Raw genomic sequence first — 699 nt, 5'->3', positions numbered from 1 at the left:
CGCTCCCGACGCTGGCCCCGGACCCCCCGACCTGGGGGCAGCGCCTGATCCCCAAGGGCGTCCGGTCCGCGATGGCTGACCTGGGGCTCTGGCAGGAGCCGCGCCCCTTGAAGCCCTCGTACCACCTGGCCCAGGTGATCGAAGTCCTGACCCGCTACGGCTGGGGCCAGTCCTTCGACTTCTCTCCCACCGGCCGTATGTGCATCAGGGGTGCCCAGACCTTTCTGGAATCCACCGGGCATGTGACCGCGATCGACCGGGGGAAGGCCGTGAATTATCTCCAGACCCAACTGGCCCGCCAGGGTGTGGAGATGGAGTTTTGGGCGTGGAACGACCTTTCCGGCAACACTTTCCAAGGCGTGGAGGCCATGATCTCTGCGGCCTCCGGCCTGGCGCGTAAGAACGGAGAATAAAATGACACCGGATGAAGAGAGCGCATTCGAAGGAATTCAGGCCGGAATGGTGGCTGGAATGGCCTTCGGGAACGACGCTCCCGACGTTTCCCCGTACGCCGATGAAAGCCCGTACGGAACGCCGGTCGTGAAGTCCGAGAAGGCTGGTCTGACCCGTCGGGGGAAGGTCGCCGTCGCGGTCGCCCGACGTTTCCCCGTACGCCGATGAAAGCCCGTACGGAACGCCGGTCGTGAAGTCCGAGAAGGCTGGTCTGACCCGTCGGGGGAAGGTCGCCGTCGCGGTCGC

The 699-nt window shown here is 65.4% G+C and carries 1 protein-coding gene; it reads left to right on the top strand.

The window, feature by feature from the left end; genetic code table 11:
- Window positions 1-11 precede the first annotated feature (11 nt).
- The gene (locus MB828_RS14765; RefSeq protein WP_301648540.1) at window positions 12-413 is read left to right on the top strand and encodes a DUF6197 family protein; all 402 of its coding nucleotides are present in this window, start codon (window positions 12-14) and stop codon (window positions 411-413) included.
- Window positions 414-699: the final 286 nt, after the last annotated feature.

Origin of the sequence: Streptomyces arenae, assembly GCF_022343545.1 — a bacterium.
GTDB classification, from domain to species: Bacteria; Actinomycetota; Actinomycetes; order Streptomycetales; family Streptomycetaceae; genus Streptomyces; species Streptomyces humi.
The sequence above is the reverse complement of the archived record's forward strand: the minus strand, read 5'-3'. Positions and strand labels throughout refer to the sequence as shown.